General features: G+C 42.8%; 10 protein-coding genes and 1 tRNA gene. 7 read left to right on the top strand and 4 right to left on the bottom strand.

Annotated features, from left to right (window positions below):
• Positions 1–2 precede the first annotated feature (2 nt).
• From C7B70_RS14040 to C7B70_RS14025, 4 genes are all read left to right on the top strand, one after another.
• Positions 3–3,083 carry an efflux RND transporter permease subunit gene (locus C7B70_RS14040; protein WP_106369654.1) on the top strand — a complete coding sequence of 1,027 codons (3,081 nt, stop codon included), beginning with the start codon at positions 3–5 and terminating at the stop codon, positions 3,081–3,083.
• 36 nt (positions 3,084–3,119) lie between these two features.
• Positions 3,120–3,191: transfer RNA gene (locus tag C7B70_RS14035), tRNA-Gly, on the top strand.
• Between the two features lie 135 nt (positions 3,192–3,326).
• Entirely contained in the window at positions 3,327–4,148 is an 822-nt protein-coding gene (locus C7B70_RS14030; RefSeq protein ID WP_106369653.1) for an ABC transporter ATP-binding protein, read from the top strand.
• 62 nt (positions 4,149–4,210) lie between these two features.
• Positions 4,211–5,605, top strand: coding sequence for an MlaD family protein (locus tag C7B70_RS14025; protein WP_106369652.1), 1,395 nt, complete (start codon positions 4,211–4,213; stop codon positions 5,603–5,605).
• A gap of 60 nt (positions 5,606–5,665) precedes the next feature.
• On the opposite strand, the gene C7B70_RS14020 is transcribed toward C7B70_RS14025, so the two are convergent.
• The 3 genes from C7B70_RS14020 to topA all read right to left on the bottom strand — a co-directional run bounded on the left by C7B70_RS14020 (position 5,666) and on the right by topA (position 9,913).
• Positions 5,666–6,340, bottom strand: a complete 675-nt coding sequence (locus tag C7B70_RS14020) for a VWA domain-containing protein (protein ID WP_106369651.1) — start codon at positions 6,338–6,340, stop codon at positions 5,666–5,668.
• Between the two features lie 64 nt (positions 6,341–6,404).
• Positions 6,405–7,235 (bottom strand): SWIM zinc finger family protein, encoded by an 831-nt coding sequence (locus tag C7B70_RS14015; protein ID WP_106369650.1) that lies wholly within the window; start codon positions 7,233–7,235, stop codon positions 6,405–6,407.
• 59 nt (positions 7,236–7,294) lie between these two features.
• Complete coding sequence (gene topA / locus C7B70_RS14010; protein ID WP_106369689.1) at positions 7,295–9,913, bottom strand: type I DNA topoisomerase; 2,619 nt, start codon at positions 9,911–9,913, stop codon at positions 7,295–7,297.
• A gap of 400 nt (positions 9,914–10,313) precedes the next feature.
• Between topA and C7B70_RS14005 the strand changes: the two genes are divergently transcribed.
• A complete protein-coding gene (locus C7B70_RS14005) occupies positions 10,314–11,873 on the top strand; it encodes an NAD(P)H-quinone oxidoreductase subunit N (RefSeq protein ID WP_106369649.1) in 1,560 nt (519 codons plus the stop codon).
• A gap of 153 nt (positions 11,874–12,026) precedes the next feature.
• Positions 12,027–13,835, top strand: a complete 1,809-nt coding sequence (cobJ, locus tag C7B70_RS14000) for a precorrin-3B C(17)-methyltransferase (RefSeq protein ID WP_106369648.1) — start codon at positions 12,027–12,029, stop codon at positions 13,833–13,835.
• Here cobJ and C7B70_RS13995 read toward each other — a convergent pair.
• Positions 13,832–14,107, bottom strand: coding sequence for a hypothetical protein (locus C7B70_RS13995; protein WP_233220934.1), 276 nt, complete (start codon positions 14,105–14,107; stop codon positions 13,832–13,834). The two genes, cobJ and C7B70_RS13995, sit on opposite strands and share 4 nt — an antisense overlap.
• A gap of 783 nt (positions 14,108–14,890) precedes the next feature.
• On the opposite strand from C7B70_RS13995, the gene C7B70_RS27780 reads away from it, so the two are divergent.
• Positions 14,891–15,777: AMIN domain-containing protein (locus C7B70_RS27780; protein WP_146134056.1), on the top strand; the 887-nt coding region annotated here is incomplete at its 3' end.

Raw genomic sequence — 15,777 nt, 5'->3', positions numbered from 1 at the left:
CGATGGATTTTAACCTTTCTGCTTGGTCAATTCGTCGCCCCGTACCGACAATAGTTTTATTTTTATTTCTCACAATTATTGGTTGGTTTTCCTTTACAAGTTTAGGAATTGATATCAATCCAAATATTGATGTTCCTGCCGTTTCCATCACCGTTAGCCAACCAGGGGCGGGCCCCACAGAATTAGAATTTCAAGTAACCAAGCCCATAGAAGACGCGGTAGCGGGTTTAGGCAACATTGATAATACAATTTCTACCGTCAACGATGGCGTTTCCACGACAATTATTAACTTTGATTTGGGGACAGATAGCGATCGCGCTACTAATGATGTCCGCAACGCTGTAGCCCAAATTCGCCAAAATTTACCCCAAGACATTAACGAGCCGATTATTCAAAGGTTAGAATTTTCTGGCGGCCCAATTATGACTTATGCCGTAGTGTCTGAGCGACAATCGGTAGAGCAATTAAGCAATTTAGTAGACGAAACAATTAGCCGCGCCCTTTTATCAGTTAAAGGCGTTGCCGAAATCCGCCGCGATGGTGGTGTAGATAGAGAAATTAGAATAAATATCGATCCTGATCGCTTGCAAGCATTGGGAATTACAGCAACGGGAGTAAACGATCAACTCCGCGCCTTTAACGTCAATTTACCCGGTGGAAGAACCGAAGTAGGCGGTAGCGAACAAAGTATTCGCACTCTCGGTAGCGCCGCTACAGTTAAAGAATTGCAAAACTATCAAATAGTGCTACCCAATGGTAGCTTTGTTCCTTTAGCTAGTTTAGGGGAAGTTGAAGACAGTTTTGGCGAACAAAGGACAGCAGCTTATCTCAATAATCAGCCCGTAGTTGCTTTTTCGGTACTGCGTAGCACAGGTACAACCTTAGTATCGGTAGAAGAAGGAGTTATTAAAGCTGTAGAAAAGCTGCAAAAAACCCTCGCTGGGGATGTAAAACTAGAATTAATTTTTACGCGCGGTGATTTTGTCCGCGAATCTTACGAAAGCACCATTGACGACTTGATCCAAGCTTCTGCTCTAGCCGTCCTGACAATTTTAGTATTTTTGCGCGATTGGCGGGCAACTTTAATTACAGCGATCGCACTTCCTCTATCTATTCTGCCGACTTTTGCTGTCCAACAAGCATTGGGCTACACCCTCAACAACATGACTTTGCTGGCGTTGGCGTTGGCGGTGGGCAACTTGGTAGACGATACCGTTGTTGAAGTCGAAAATATGGAAAGGCATATCGCTATGGGCAAAACTCCCCGTCAAGCGGCTTTTGACTCGGCGGCGGAAGTTGGGTTAGCGGTATTAGCCAGCGCTGCAACGATTATTGCAGTATTTTTGCCTGTGGCTTTTATGGGCGGTATTCCTGGGCAATTTTTTCAACCTTTTGGCGTAACAGTTGCAGTTTCAACGATTTTTTCAACCTTAGTAGCGCGGACTATTACCCCGATGTTAGGGGCTACTTGGTTTAAAGCCAAAACAACTAAGCAAATTCAAAAAGATGAAACCCGTAATAGCAGGCGGCGATTTCAACCTTATAGACAGTTACTAGGTTGGGCTTTAAGTCATCGGTTGACAACTATCTTAATTGCGATCGCTTTTTTCATTGGTAGTTTAGCCCTAATTCCACTCATTCCCCAAGGATTTGTCGATAACGGTGACTTAGGTATCTCTACAGTTACGCTTGAATTGCCTCCCGGCTCAACTCTAGCAGACACAAGCAAAGTAGCCGCCCAAGCTACAGATATTCTCCGCGCTAATCCCGCCGTTAAAAATATATTAACTACTCAAAAAATAGATTCGGCAACGCTGAGTGTTAACCTTAAACCCAAAACGGAAAGAGAATTATCTCAAGTAGAATACGAGCAACAAATGCGTCCCCAACTGCAAAAAATTCCTGGGGCGAGAATTAGTTTTCAAAGCCAAGGATCGGCGGGGAGTTCAAAAGATTTAACTATTGTCCTCAAAAGCGAAAATCCGCAAGCTTTAACACAAGTAGCTAATGATTTAGAAAAGCAAATGCGAACCGTACCAGGATTAGTAGAAGTTGCTTCTACTGCAAGCTTAGTTAAACCCGAAATTTTGATTATTCCCAATCCTGAAAAAGCTGCTGATTTGGGGGTTACAGTTCAATCAATTGCTCAAACAGCATCCTTAGCTACTATTGGCGATAATGAAGCGAACTTAGCTAAATTTAATCTAAGCGATCGCCAAATTCCCATCCGCGTTCAAATTGCAGAATTTGCCAGGGAAGATATTAATACTTTAAAAAATCTGCGCGTACCTGGTGGAAACAATACTTTAGTTCCTTTAACCGCCGTAGCAGAGATCCGTTATGGTAGTGGCCCAGCGCAAATTGATCGCTACGATAGATCCCGTCAAATCTCTGTAGAAGCGAACTTACAAGGTATTGCTCTAGGCGATGGGGTGAAAGCAGTAGACAAGTTACCAGCTTTAAATCGCTTGCCTCCTGACGTTGTGCGCCAAAGTGCGGGAGATGCGGAAATTATGCAAGAAATCTTTGGGCGTTTTGGCGGCGCTTTAGCCTTGGCGATTATGTGTATATATGCCATTTTGGTACTGTTATACAATAACTTCCTGCACCCGCTTACAATTATGGTGGCACTACCTTTATCTTTGGGTGGGGCGCTATTAGGTTTATTGATTGCCCAAAAAGCCCTTGGACTTTACGCCCTAATTGGGATTGTTTTATTAATGGGAATTGTGACCAAAAACTCAATTTTGTTAGTAGATTACACCCTCATGAACTTAGAAGAAGGTAAAACCCAGCGTCAAGCACTAATAGAAGCTGGGTTATCGCGCCTCCGACCAATTTTGATGACTTCCCTCGCCACTGTAGCCGGAACTATCCCCCTAGCTTTGGGATTGGGGGCGGGGGCTGAAGTTCGCAGTCCGATGGGCATTGCGATTATGGGCGGTTTTACAACTTCTACACTGCTAACTTTGGTAGTAGTACCAGTCCTATTTACTTATGTAGATAGTTTCCAATCCTGGCTACTTAAAAAGTTTAAGCATGGCTGGCGCAAAAAATCAAAAGTAAAGCAAGTTGTAGAATAACTGACGCTAAATAGTGGTATAATATTAGTCAGTTTTGCGGGTATAGTTCAGTGGTAGAACGTCAGCTTCCCATGCTGAATGTCGTCGGTTCGAGTCCGATTACCCGCTTTTAACGTTTTGCAGTTACTATCCAAATTGATGCGATCGCGCTGATGTAACTTTCTACTAGCTGACGATTAAGAAAAATTAAACAGCAGTTTCTCCCCCTATACCAAAATTGTCAGATTTCAGTAATGAGGTGAAATGCAGAACATTAACACAAGTGAACCTCCCTTACCTAAAACTACTGATCCAATCATTGAGTTAAAAGGCATCAGTAAAAAGTTTGGAGAAAGTGTAATTTTAGATGATGTCGATCTAAAACTTTACCGAGGAGAAGCCTTAGCAATTATCGGCCCTTCGGGTACGGGTAAATCAACGATTTTACGGATTATAGCAGGGTTACTAGCGCCAGATGCGGGAGAAATCTATGTAGAAGGAAACTTAAGATCGGGATTAATAGAAGATGGTAACGATCCCATTGGTATTGGCATGGTATTTCAACAAGCCGCCCTATTTGACTCGCTGACGGTAGAGGAAAACGTGGGATTTTCGTTGTTTCAGCATTCCCGCCTCAAAAAGTCGCACATCAAAGAACTGGTCAAGCAAAAACTAGAAATGGTAGGCTTAGGAGACGCTGGTAGCCGTTACCCAGCCGAGTTATCGGGAGGAATGCGTAAACGTGTCAGTTTTGCACGGGCGATTATGTCAAACCCTAATAATCCCAAAGATGCCTCAGAGGTGTTACTGTACGATGAACCTACCGCCGGACTAGATCCGATTGCCTCTACAGTAATTGAAGACTTGATCCGTCAGTTGCAGTGCGTCCACGGAGTTTGTAGCACCTATGCGATCGTTACTCACCAAGATAGTACAATTCGCCGCACTGCCGATCGCATCATCTTTTTATATCAGGGTAAAGTGCAATGGGAGGGAACCCAAAACGATACTCAAACTACCGATCATCCGTTGATTAAGCAATTTATGAGCGGTAGTGTAGAAGGGCCCATTCATATTATTGGGTGAAGCAGCCTTTTACCCCGGTCGGACAAAGCAAGCAAAATGCTAATAGGTAGGAGAATAGTTTAATGCGATCGCGCACAGTTCGAGAAGGCTCTGTTGGTTTATTAATTCTCCTAGGATTAGCAATATTAGGCGGATCGATTCTTTGGCTGCGGGGAGTACAACTAAATCAACGCACCTATAAAGCCATTGTCTCTTTTAGCAATGTCGGCGGCATCCAAAACGGGGCAGTCGTGCGCTATCGTGGGGTAAATATAGGTAGTGTCGCGGCAATTAAACCAGGCGCAAACGGCGTAGAAGTTGAAATAGAAATTAGTCCTGCCGATATTATTATTCCCCGCAATGCTGTAATTGAAGCTAATCAATCGGGTTTAATTAGCGAGGTTAGTATTGATATTACTCCCCAAGGTCAGTTACCGCCGCAATTAGTTGTTGCTAAACCTCTAGATGAAAATTGCGATCGTAATTTAATTATTTGTAACGGCTCTAAGCTCCAAGGTAAAATTGGCGTTAGTCTAGATGCGCTGATTCGTTCTTCTACCAATTTTGCCAGTATCTACGGCAATGAAAAACTATACACAAACCTTAATACAGCCGTAAATAATGCTGCCGTTGCGGCGGCGGGAGTAACCCAACTTACCCGCGAACTTGAAGGATTATCAAAGTCTACTCGCCAGCAATTAGGAACATTCTCTACGGCGGCAACTTCAGTACAGCAAGCCGCCAATGAGATTAGCGCTTCTAGCAGTAAAACTATCACTCAATTTGGCACTACTGCCGACAGGCTAAATACTACAACTGCTAATGTCAATCGCTTAGTAAATAATGTCGATAATTTAGTGACCACGAATCGCTCGACTTTAGTTACTACCCTAAATAATCTCAATCAGGCAAGCGAACAGTTGCAAGGAACCTTTAGCGGATTATCCCCAACTCTAAATCGCTTTAACCAAGGGCAACTAATCCAAAACTTAGAAACCCTATCGGCTAACGCTGCGGAAGCTTCGGTAAACCTCCGCAATGCTTCTAACGCGCTAAACGACCCTAGTAATATATTGTTATTGCAGCAAACTTTAGACTCGGCACGGGTAACTTTTGCTAATGCCCAAAAAATTACTTCCGATTTAGACGAACTAACGGGAGATCCTAAGTTTCGCCAAAACGTCCGCCAAATCGTTGATGGTTTGAGTGGTTTGGTATCTTCCACACAACAATTAGAACAGCAAGTACAAGTAGCTGAAAGTTTAGATGGCACATCACTAGAGCATAGTTTAAAACAGCAAGTACAAGTAGCTGAAAGTTTAGATGATACATCAATAGAGCAAAGTTTAAATATGACTGCTAATAGTTATCCTATTTCTGTCATGCCCTTTGATAAAGCAGAGTTTTTCGAGCTACGAAAAACTCTAAAACCTATCTTACCTTTAGTGGAGCAGGAAGACAGAAAGGAAGCGCCATAAAAATTGTTTCCCTGTTTGGATTGGCGGGGAAAGAAGTTAGATATCCTCCCATCCCAAAACTCAAATAATGCCCCAACCAGGAGGAGGTAGAGGTATTTGCTCATCCATTCTTGATTGCGATACGCGCTGCATACTTGCAGAAAGCCAGATAAACATCTCTTGAAAGTTTAAACCGACTAACTTTAAAGGACTACGGGTAACAATTTGCGAAAGGCGAGTTATATTTGCTCCTTCTACACCGACAGCAAAGAAAGCTACACGCTTATTATCTTCATCTTCTTTAATGCGTTGTGCGGCTTGTTCTATGAGACTATCGGGTTCACCTTGAGGTTCGCCATCAGTAATTAAAAATACCCAAGGGCGATAATAAGCTACCCCGTTGGCGCTGTACTGGGCTTTGCGACTAGCTACCATATCTAGACCTTTATGAATAGCCGAACCCATGACTGTCAAGCCTTGGGCTTTGAGGGTTGGTGGGTCAAATTGGTCGGCGGTAATAAAATCTTGGACGATATTTACATCGCTATTAAAGGTAATAATTGCTACTTCAACTCGCTTTTTGGCTAAGTTGTCGCGGTTTAGTTCTTCCTTAAAGGTTTTCAATCCCTCATTTAAGGCGTTAATTGCCTCTCCTTGCATTGAACCAGAAGTATCTAGTAACAATACGCACGGACAACGGGGTTCTGGGTTTTCAGCAAATTCAACCGCATCCTCAAGTCTTAAAAAATCAGGCATAGTAAGAGCAATTATAGGACTAGAATTTCTAGTTTACTGGACGAGTAGAATCCTCGCATCTGCTTTACAGATTCATCGCCGAAATTGCGGCTTTTTGGCTAACTTGTTCGTAGGCATTACTTAAATAGGCGATCGCAGCTTCTGAGACTGTAGCATCAAAGTTAGAGTTTCCTGTCCCATCTATCGATAGCGGTATGGGCCCTAATATATCTAATATTGATTCGCTGCTGACGGGGGGTGCAATTACAACTAAATTAGGATCTAAAGGGCGGTCATAGCGCCAAAATTGAGCAATAGTTAGGGTAGGAGAACGATTAGGAGCGCAATTGCTGTTAATTTCGGGAGTTTCTTCAATATTGCTATGACTGCGTAGCTGGCGCAAAGAGGCGATAATTTTGTCTTTAGAACTACCGCGCAGTTGAAATAAGACAAAGGGATCTTCGCTAAAGCGATCGCCCAATTGATAATATACTGCGCCTATATGCTTGCAAGGGTTAGCTTTATCAGGACAAGAACACTTGCTACGAATATCGCTCAAACTAAACGGAAATAGCGATACGCCGTTACTTGTAAATACTTCTTCAATATTTTGGGGCATTTCTCCCGCTAACAATTTGGCGGCAAAAAATGCTCGATGGGACATTGTTTCAATCACAAAACCCCACTGTTCTTCTGTAAAAGACTCTAAAGACAAAGAAACTTGATAAGGTTCTACTTCTGTTCCTTGGACTTCGGCTGTCACTTTAGCGCCCTGAAACTTGATGCTAAGGACGTTTCCTTGTCTTGAGTAGTTTCTCGCCCGTTCTAGACGCTTTTTGAAGCGGTAGGAGTCTAATAAATCTAACCAGCGTTGCGCCCACCATTCACGGCTTGTAAGCGCGTTGTAAGTTGTCATTTTTTCAGGAGTAATGTGATGGATCGCTCTTTATTATGACAATAAGGCGATCGCATAGCCTATAGTTTTGAACTTGATTTAGCTTTAGACCTAGTTGTTGTAGTCTTTTTAGTAGTAGTTGTAGACTTAGCTTTAGTAGTGCGGGTACTGGCAGGTTTTTTAGTCGCCAATAACTCTAAAGCCATAGCTAAGGTGGTTGTTTCAACAGTTTGACCTTCAGCTAAACCGACATTAACTTTGCCGTGCTTGATATACGCACCATAGGGGCCATCGTAGATATTTACAGGTTCATTGTCCACCGGATGAGAACCCAACTCTTTTAAAGCTTGCTTAGACTTGTTTCGCCCAGCTTTTTTTGGTTCTGACAAAATCTCTAAAGCTCGTTCTAAAGAAATTGTAAATACATCATCAGTACCTTTAAGACTGCGGTAGTCTTTCTCATCCTTGCTTTGATTATGGACAATAAAAGGCCCAAACTTGCCGAGTCCTGCTTGGATTTTACCATTAGTAGCCGGATGAACCCCCAAAGCGCGAGGTAAAGCTAATTGATTAACAGCTATTTCTAAAGTCACATTTTCAGGAGTCACACCCGCAGGTAATGAAGCAGTTTTAGGTTTTTTGTTTTCCTCGGAAGGTTCGCCCAACTGCAAGTAATAGCCATTGCTGCCAATTTTAAGATAAATTGTTTCTCCCGTATCGGGATGCTGACCAACTTTATTTGGCCCTTTTAACAGCGCTTCCACTTGTTCGGAACTGATATCGCCGGGAGTCAAGTTTGGTGGTATTGAAGCTGTAACTGTTCCATTCCCGTTATTTGATTCAACGTAGGGGCCAAACTTACCAATGCGGACTTTGACTTCTAAATCGTCTAACTGTACAGTTGTAGCTTTAGTTCGGTCAATTTGGCTTTCTCTTTCTTTAACTAAAGTTTCTAATCCTTTGTCTCCAGAATAAAATTGGCGCAAGTAAGGCAACCATTTAACTTCTCCCGTTGCGATATCATCTAAAGTTTGCTCCATTTTTGACGTAAAGCTAGTATTTACAAAATCGGGGAAGTGTTCTTCTAATAAGGCGCTGACAGCAAAAGCGGTAAAAGTGGGAATTAAAGCATTATTTGTCAACTGGGCGTAACCGCGATCGATAATTGTGCCAATAATACTTGCATAGGTGCTAGGTCGCCCAATGCCTTCACTTTCTAGAGTTTTGACTAATGAAGCTTCGGTATAACGAGCGGGGGGTTGGGTTTCGTGACCTACCGCGTCTAGTTTAGTACAATCTGGAGAGTCGCCTACCTTCAAAGCTGGTAAGATTACTTCTTGATTTTCTAACGCCGCATTGGGGTCATCAGAACCTTCTACATAGGCGCGGAGAAACCCAGGGAAATCAATTCGTTTGCCACTCGAACGAAAACCAGCATCTTCTACTTTAGTTTGCACAGATACTTGGGTTTGTCTCGCATCAGCCATTTGACTTGCTACTGTCCGCTTCCAAATCAAATCGTATAAAGACGCTTCTCTACCGCTTAAACCTGTTTCTTGAGGAGTGCGAAAAGTATTACCCGCCGGACGGATGGCTTCATGGGCTTCTTGAGCGCCTTTGCTTTTGGTTGTATACTGCCGAGGGGCGGGGCTAAGATACTCTTTACCATAGAGTTTTTCTACACTACTACGGGACGCGGCGATCGCTTCGGCGGATAAATGCACCGAATCTGTCCTCATATAGGTAATGTACCCTTGCTCGTACAAACTTTGCGCCGTCCGCATTGTATCCCGTGCTGATAATCGCAGTTTGCGGTTAGATTCTTGTTGCAATGTAGACGTAGTAAAGGGTGGGGCTGGTTTGCGGGTGACAGGACGCTCCTCTAACCCGGTTACTTGCCAAGGCTTACCTTTTAGACGTTTTTGGAGATTTCGCGCCTCTGTTTCGCTAAGTAGCGTTACTTTGCGCCCAGCGATAATTTGCCCTGTTGCTTCATCAAAATCACTACCTGTGGCTACTTTCGTGCCTGCAAGAGTTGTTAATACGGCACTAAAAGGGGTTTTTTCTCTTTCTAAAGTTGCCTTCAAATCCCAATAACTACCTTGGCGAAAAGCGCGGCGTTGACGTTCTCGAATTACTAGCAACAATACTGCTACCGATTGTACTCGTCCGGCAGACAGTCCCCAAGCTATTTTTTTCCACAGCAAGGGCGATAAAGTGTAGCCTACCAAACGATCTAAAATTCGTCTAGTTTCTTGAGCGCGGACTACTTGCTCGTCAATATTGCGGCAATTTTTTAAGGCTTTTTTAATTGCTTCGGAGGTAATTTCATGAAACACCATCCGTTTGATGGGTACTTTTGGCTTTAATATTTGCAATAAATGCCAACTTATGCTCTCCCCTTCTCGGTCTTCATCAGTGGCAAGTATCAATTCATCGGCAGTTTTGAGTGCCTCTTTTAGTTGAGTAACAATTTTTTTCTTATCTTTGGGGATGATGTACAGAGGTTCAAAATCCGCTTCTACATTCACCCCCAAATTAGCCCATTTTTCCGACTTTACTGCCGCCGGAATATCACTAGCCGATTGGGGCAAATCACGCACGTGTCCCATCGAAGCTTCCACGCGGTAGCCTGCGGGTAAATAATTGCGAATAGTACGGGCTTTAGTCGGAGATTCAACAATAACGAGGGTTGGCATGGGAACTTTTTGAGCAAGTAGCAACGAGGCTAATAAGTCCAAGGATTAAAGAATTTCCCTCCTGTTGTCAAGAGAGAGAATTTTTTAAGCGGATAATATTTATTTAAAGTAAGTTATTTCAATCTTTAACCTATATTTACAGTTAGTGCCTACAACTAGGGGTAGAGAATGGGCGTGCAATTGCTGCCAGCTATGCTTTTTAGGAGTTTTGTAAATGGTGTCAAAATTCCTTGCAGACTTGGTAAGGGTTTAAGGTTTTTTAGATTGCTAAAGGTAAAATCGCTAAGTTTGAGGATAAACATTGCAGAAATAAATCAACAAAATGTCCCTAATCCGTTGGAGAGACAATACAATAAACACGGTTAGTTTTTATGCCTGATAACGGCAGCCTATACAAAGTATGGATTTTGCCACGCTTGCAGCCCAGTTGAACGCTGGGACAATTTTACCTGAAGGGATAATTATTGCTACCCTTCTGGTGGTTTTAGTCGGTGACTTAATTGGGGGGCGCAGTGCTGCGCGTTGGATTCCCTACGGAGCGATCGCCGGATTATTAAGTGCGATCGCAGCTTTATACTGGCAATGGGATAATCCCAACCCCATCGGCTTTTTGGGTGCATTCAATAGCGATGACTTAAGTATTGTCTTTCGCGGGATTATTGTTTTATCTACCGCCGTCACAATTTTGATGTCAATTAGCTACATTGAGCAATCGGGTACGGCGTTAGCTGAATTTATTACAATTATGCTGAGTGCGACTTTGGGGGGAATGTTCCTTTCTGGGGCGAACGAACTTGTAATGATTTTCATCTCCCTAGAAACTCTGAGTATCTCATCGTACTTGATGGCAGGTTACACTAAGCGCGATCCGCGATCAAATGAAGCCGCGTTGAAATATTTGCTAATTGGCGCTTCGAGTACCGCAGTATTTTTGTACGGAGTCTCTTTACTGTACGGGCTTTCCGGCGGAGAAACCCAGTTAGATATTATTGCGGCTAATATTCCCAACATCAACGGCGAACAATCTTTAGGATTGCTAATTGCTTTAGTATTTGTAATTGCCGGAATTGGCTTTAAAATATCTGCTGCACCTTTCCACCAATGGACACCAGACGTTTATGAAGGCGCACCAACTCCAGTTATTGCTTTTTTATCGGTAGGTTCAAAAACTGCGGGTTTTGCTTTAGCAATTCGGCTTTTGACAACAGCTTTTCCGCTAATTACCGCCGAGTGGCAATTTGTATTTACCGCCCTTGCTGTACTTAGTATGGTTTTGGGTAATGTTGTCGCCCTAGCTCAAACTAGCATGAAACGAATGCTGGCTTATTCTTCCATTGCTCAAGCTGGCTTTGTGATGATTGGCTTGATTGCAGGGACGGAAGCTGGTTATTCTAGTATGGTATTTTACTTAATAATTTACCTATTTATGAATTTGGGCGGATTCTGCTGCGTGATTCTCTTTTCTTTACGCACGGGAACTGACCAAATTAGCGAATACTCTGGTTTATACCAAAAAGATCCGCTTTTGACTTTGGGTTTAAGTATTTGCTTGCTGTCGTTGGGTGGGATTCCGCCTTTGGCTGGTTTTTTTGGGAAAATTTACCTATTCTGGGCAGGTTGGCAAGCTGGGCAATATTGGTTAGTTTTGCTAGGTCTTGTAACTACGGTAATTTCGATTTACTATTACATCCGCGTAGTTAGGATGATGGTAGTCAAAGAACCTCAAGAAATGTCGGAATCGGTGAAGAATTATCCCGAAATTCGCTGGGATTTGCCCGGAATGCGCCCAATACAAGTATGTTTAATCTTGACTTTGGTAGCGACTTCTTTAGCGGGGATTTTGTCTAATCCGTTGTTTACTTTGGCTAATAATTCTGTTGCCAATACGCCAATATTGCAACCTTCGATTGTTAGCACTTTGAAAACGGCAGCTAATTTAAAGGAAGTTGTCAGCGAGTAAAGATCCCCCCTAACCCACGTCAACAAAGAGGGAAAAGTTTTGAAGTCTTCCTTTTTAAGAAGTGAGTTACCTAACTAGCTACTAATTTAAAGACAATTGTTTAGGGGCGTACTTGAGTAGTGCGCCCTTCGTTTATGGAATATAGGTAATTTGATGAATCAATCGATAGCTGCGATCGCACTTACTCCGAATGCTACCAAAACTTTACAGCCTTTATGTCATACTATCGGCGCGCAGCTTTGGGTTCCCGAATCTTTCGCCAATATTGCCGCAGCGAAAATATATAAGGGAGATTTAAAAACTCATGTAGCTACTTTGTGGGAAACACAGCAAGCATTAGTATTTTGTTTAGCAACGGGGGCTGTCGTCAGGTTAATTGCTCCTTTATTGCAGCATAAATCAACCGATCCGGCGGTGATAGTAGTAGATGAAGCGGGTAAATTTGTAATTAGCCTATGTAGCGGACATCAAGGCGGTGCTGATAAATTAACAACATTAATTGCTCAATTAATCGGTGCAACCCCAGTATTAACAGGAGTTTCCTCGTCTTTGGGGCTTCCTGCTATAGATATGTTAGGAGTTCCCTTTGGTTGGCGACGTGGTGGCGGCGATTGGACGGGTGTAAGTGCGGTGGTAGCGCGGGGTGAATCAGTACAAGTGATTCAAGAAGCAGGTTCTACCTTGTGGCAAAAAGCTTATAGTTTTAACGATTCCCCATCGCCCCAAGCCCAAATATATATTACTGCTCGAACTGTTGAACCTGTATTAAATCCGTATATACAGTGGCATCCGCGAGTTTTGTGGGTGGGGATTGGCTGCGAACGTGGAACGCCTACTGAAACGATCGCAAAGGCTATTACAAAGGTATTTTTAGAGTATGAGTTAGCAGAAAGTGCGATCGCCGGGATTGCAACTATCGACATAAAAGCTGATGAAGTGGGATTACTTGAACTATGCCAAGAACGGGATTTACCTTTAATTACCTTTAGTAAAGAGGTTTTAAGCGCTGTTACTGTTCCAAACCCTTCGCAAGTCGTTAAATCGGAAGTTGGAACCCCCAGCGTTGCCGAAGCCGCCGCTTTGAGTGCTTCTGGTAGTCAAACCCTATTAGTTACTAAACAGATTTTTAAATCTATGGGTGCGGTAACAATTGCGATCGCACTTTCAGCACAAGAATATACTGGGCGTACAGGTAAACTATTGCTAGTTGGTACGGGGCCAGGACAATTAGACCAAATTACCCCCGCAGCGCAAATTGCGATCGCATCTGCTGATGTAGTTATTGGTTATTCGTTGTATATAGATTTAATTGCCCCCTTACTGCAAAAAGAGCAAATTATTGAAGCAATGCCCATTACCCAGGAACGCCAACGCGCCGAACGAGCTATAGAGCTTGCAAATTGGGGTTTAACGGTGGCTGTAGTATCTTCCGGCGATAGCGGTATTTATGGGATGGCGGGGATAGTAATGGAACAATTGCAAGCAGCTAACTGGGATGGAAAAACCCCCAGCGTCCAGCTATTTCCGGGAATTAGTGCTTTACAAGCTGCTGCTTCTCGCGTGGGAACGCCTTTAATGCACGATTTTTGTGCTATTAGCTTAAGCGACTTACTTACACCTTGGGAAACCATCGAAAAACGGCTTACCGCCGCCGCCCAAGCCGATTTTATTACAGCTTTGTACAATCCTAAGTCGCAAACTCGCACCCAACAATTAGCGAGCGCAACAGCCATTTTCTTACAATACCGCGATCCAAGTACCCCTGTTGCGATCGTTCGTTCTGCCTATCGCCCCGATGAGCAAATTACTCTAACTACTTTAGATAAATTACTCGATACATCTGTTGATATGTTGACTACAGTATTAATTGGCAACCAAACTACTCGCACTCACAATAATTGGATGATTACCCCACGCGGTTATCTTGGTTTTGGCGATGCAAAGGCTTTAAATATCAGCTAAACACGATCGCTACAAGTAGCTTTTTCAAGTTTTTGGCGAATCGCGGCTTGGACTTTTTCATCAAAATCAGGATCGCTAAGATGAGCAATAACTATCAGGGGACGCTCATTGATTCTATCTAAGTATGCTTGTAAAGCAGCGCGATCGCCACGATGAGTAAGAAAATATTGCTTCAACTCAGCCTTAGACATTGCATCATAATTAGCTCGGCTCATCCGCAAACCCCCATGGGGTAAGATTTGAAACTCAATTTCTGCGTTATATCCAGCCAATGTATAAACGTTACGAGTCGGATTATCAACACAAATGAGATGTATGGGCTGAAGGATGATGTATATCAGTTAATAGCCGACGGGATATAAAGTCTCTAATTGGGCAGCAGTAAGCACTCTGATAACCTACTAACCATTTTAACAGGCAATGTGGCAATCGCTACGTAACTACTCGTCGGTTGATGGCAAGCTCCGAACGACTTAGTTATAGACTTCTTGTGCAGTAATTGGCACGGTAAACCGCTCTGGAGCGGAAATATTTATCTGAGTGCTAATCTAAGTTTTTATTGCTACTACTTCTCAATTGTACAAAATTACTTTATTAGTTTAGTCACATTTAACCTCTATATATTTACAAATATTTGCAATAAGATGTGTCTGCATTTTTTAATAGATTATACTTATTTACGTCTAAAGATAGATGTCAATTCGTTTATCAGCTCAAAAAAATAATAATTTGTTTAAATGAAAACAAATTAGCTTTTTATTACAATTGAGTCTAAAACCTCAAAAGTCTTGCTATGCAATAGTTCTACTTACTATGTTCTAAAAACTTAGCTCAATTTTCCAGCGTAACTTTAAATTTATTCTTGGTTGCCTACTTTTAAAAATGCAAATAGTTTGCAATAATCACTTTTGACCGTGATAAGTATTATTTGCAATAAACTCTGAGTCTACTAGCCTAAGTAGTGCCAAGACTATTCAATAAGTACCGATTGACTACGGCTAATGAAGGACAGTTAAGTTTGGGGTTTAAAAGTGGAGCTACAGAAGTTACTTCAGATGCTATTGGTTTCAGGTTTAGCTGGGGTATTGGCGATCGATTCCGCCCTTGCTCAGGAGGTAAAAACAAAGCGAGTACAGGGACAAGATCGACAAAAAGTAATCGCAACTCCTACTCAGTTAGCACAAACACCAGCAGTAGTAAAAATTACTGGAGTTAAAATCAACCCTACCGAGCTTGGAATTGAGCTAATATTGCAGTCTCCCAACAGCGAAAAATTGGAAGTTGTCGAGGGGAGTGAGGGAAATAGTTTTATTGCCGATATCAAAAACGCTCAATTGCGCTTACCCTCTGGGACGGTATTCAATCAAGACAAACCTGTTAGGGGAATTGCTGGCGTAAGCATTACTAACTCTGATGCTAATACTATCCGCGTCACAGTAAACGGAGAAAATGCCGCACCACAAATTGAGTTATTTGACGGCGAGGAGGGTTTAATTTTTGGCATTGTGCCAACGGCAAGTACAGCGCAAACACCGCCGTCACAGCCTTCTGCAACACCCTCGGCAGAACCAAGTACAGGATTAGAGGAAGCACAAACACTGCCGTCACAACCCTCTACAACACCCCCGGAGGAACCAGAGGAAATACCGGAAATTCTGGTTACGGGGAGACAAGAAGACGGCTACAATATTCCTGAAGCAACCACAGTCACTAGAACAGATACGCCAATCCGCGATATTCCTCAATCTATTCAGGTAGTACCGCGACAGGTTTTAGAAGATCGCCAGGTGACTCGGTTAGAAGAAGCGTTGCGAAATGTTAGCGGCGTATTTTCGGGAAACAACTTCGGCGGTACTATCGATAACTTCAATATTCGAGGTTTTGCAGATTCAACGACCTTGAGAGATGGATTCAAAGACAGCTTTACAGAAAGCGGACTAAT

It is taken from the genome of Chlorogloea sp. CCALA 695 (assembly GCF_003003885.1).
In the GTDB taxonomy this organism is placed as follows: domain Bacteria; phylum Cyanobacteriota; class Cyanobacteriia; order Cyanobacteriales; family Chroococcidiopsidaceae; genus Aliterella.
The sequence above is the reverse complement of the archived record's forward strand: the minus strand, read 5'-3'. Positions and strand labels throughout refer to the sequence as shown.

What these genes read in the sequence shown, in the direction of transcription:
- C7B70_RS14040 (WP_106369654.1), top strand. Translation starts at nt 3, where the DNA reads ATGGATTTTAACCTTTCTGCTTGGTCAATTCGTCGCCCCGTACCGACA.
- C7B70_RS14030 (WP_106369653.1), top strand. Translation starts at nt 3,327, where the DNA reads ATGCAGAACATTAACACAAGTGAACCTCCCTTACCTAAAACTACTGAT.
- C7B70_RS14025 (WP_106369652.1), top strand. Translation starts at nt 4,211, where the DNA reads ATGCGATCGCGCACAGTTCGAGAAGGCTCTGTTGGTTTATTAATTCTC.
- C7B70_RS14020 (WP_106369651.1), bottom strand. Translation starts at nt 6,340, where the DNA reads ATGCCTGATTTTTTAAGACTTGAGGATGCGGTTGAATTTGCTGAAAAC.
- C7B70_RS14015 (WP_106369650.1), bottom strand. Translation starts at nt 7,235, where the DNA reads ATGACAACTTACAACGCGCTTACAAGCCGTGAATGGTGGGCGCAACGC.
- topA (WP_106369689.1), bottom strand. Translation starts at nt 9,913, where the DNA reads ATGCCAACCCTCGTTATTGTTGAATCTCCGACTAAAGCCCGTACTATT.
- C7B70_RS14005 (WP_106369649.1), top strand. Translation starts at nt 10,314, where the DNA reads ATGGATTTTGCCACGCTTGCAGCCCAGTTGAACGCTGGGACAATTTTA.
- cobJ (WP_106369648.1), top strand. Translation starts at nt 12,027, where the DNA reads ATGAATCAATCGATAGCTGCGATCGCACTTACTCCGAATGCTACCAAA.